Source organism: Streptomyces sp. AC550_RSS872 (genome assembly GCF_019049285.1).
Taxonomy (GTDB): Bacteria; Actinomycetota; Actinomycetes; order Streptomycetales; family Streptomycetaceae; genus Streptomyces.
Window position 1 is genome coordinate 1 of the sequence record NZ_JAGMUL010000192.1, and the last position, 1657, is coordinate 1657.

General features: G+C 71.8%; 2 protein-coding genes. One reads left to right on the forward strand and one right to left on the reverse strand.

Features of this window, described 5'->3' with window-relative positions:
* Positions 1-219 precede the first annotated feature (219 nt).
* The gene (hemB, locus tag KUM44_RS39880) at positions 220-1218 is read left to right on the forward strand and encodes a porphobilinogen synthase (protein ID WP_217214661.1); all 999 of its coding nucleotides are present in this window, start codon (positions 220-222) and stop codon (positions 1216-1218) included.
* A gap of 71 nt (positions 1219-1289) precedes the next feature.
* On the opposite strand, the gene KUM44_RS39885 is transcribed toward hemB, so the two are convergent.
* Complete coding sequence (locus KUM44_RS39885; RefSeq protein WP_217214662.1) at positions 1290-1490, reverse strand: hypothetical protein; 201 nt, start codon at positions 1488-1490, stop codon at positions 1290-1292.
* Positions 1491-1657 lie beyond the last annotated feature (167 nt).

Below are 1657 nucleotides of genomic sequence, written 5' to 3' on the forward strand. Positions count from 1 at the left end.
GGCGGAGACCCTGAGGGTGGGCTGGCCAGGGAGGGGTGAGGGTGCCTGGGTGGTGTCCGGGGCTGATCGTGTGGCCGAAGCGGAGCAGGATTGCCGGGTCGTAGGTCGACTTGTCCTCGCACCCCGGGGGCGGGCGGCGCATGCGGGCCGACGGGCCGGGATTTCGTGCCGACGGCACGTCGGCAAAGGTGCTGCCGGGGCGGGCGTAGCGTAGGTGGCATGACGACGTACGGATCCTTCCCCGGTACGCGGCCGCGGCGTCTGCGGACCACCCCCGCCATGCGGCGCATGGTCGCCGAGACCAGGCTGCACCCCGCCGACTTCATCCTCCCGGCCTTCGTGCGCGAGGGCGTCAGCGAGCCGGTGCCGATCGCCGCCATGCCGGGGGTCGTCCAGCACACGCGGGACAGTCTGAAGAAGGCCGCCGCGGAGGCGGTGGCGGCCGGGATCTCCGGGATCATGCTCTTCGGGGTGCCGGAGGAAGCCAAGAAGGACGGCCTCGGGACGCCTGGTACGGATCCGGAGGGGATTCTCCAGGTCGCCATCCGGGATGTGCGGGCCGAGGTGGGGGACGAGCTGCTCGTCATGTCCGACCTGTGCCTCGACGAGACCACCGATCACGGGCACTGCGGGGTGCTGGACGCCGAAGGGCGCGTCGACAACGACGCCACCCTTGAGCGGTACGCCGAGATGGCGCAGGTCCAGGCCGACGCCGGGGCCCATGTGGTCGGGCCCAGCGGGATGATGGACGGGCAGATCGGGGTCGTCCGGGATGCTCTTGATCAGATCGGGCGGGAGGACGTCGCCATCCTCGCCTACACCGCCAAGTACGCCTCCGCCTTCTACGGGCCCTTCCGGGAGGCTGTCGCCTCGTCGTTGCAGGGGGACCGCAAGACGTATCAGCAGGATCCCGCGAATGTCCGGGAGTCGCTGCGCGAACTCGCCCTCGATCTGGAGGAGGGCGCCGACATGGTGATGGTCAAGCCGGCCGGGCCCTACCTCGACATCCTGGCGCGGGTCGCCGACACGGTGGACGTGCCGGTCGCCGCCTACCAGATCTCCGGCGAGTACTCGATGATCGAGGCCGCCGCCGAGAAGGGCTGGATCGACCGGGACCGGGCGATCTTCGAGGCGCTGACCGGCATCAAGCGGGCCGGTGCGCGCAACATCCTCACCTACTGGGCGACGGAGGCGGCGCAGAAGCTCGGCCGCGGCTGACGGCTAGGTATATGGGGCGGCGGGCGGCCGGCGAGCGGGGCATGCGAGGCGTACGAGGCGTACGGCACCTGTCACCTTCCGTCGGACGGCGACGGTGTCGTGGGGGTCGTGGCCGTGGGGCTCGTCGGGGTCGACGGGCCCTCGTCGCGCAGGCCCTGGCCGTCCTCGCACGCGGTGAGCGTCAGCGCGGCGACCGCCACCAGCGTGGCGGTCAGGGCGACACGCCCTAGCAACCGGGCGCGGGGGCGAGGGGGGTGTGCGGACGCGGACATGGTGCGGCCCTCTCCAAGTGTGGGGGTCGGTGTCGGGCCCCAGCCTGCGTGATCATCCGTCCCGGCCGCCACCATGGGCCGCGAATTCGGGACGCCCGAGCTGCGGGATAGCTGCTGACCTGCGGGGATGTGCCGTCCCGGTGGGTGGGTGTGGGACGTTCGGGGTG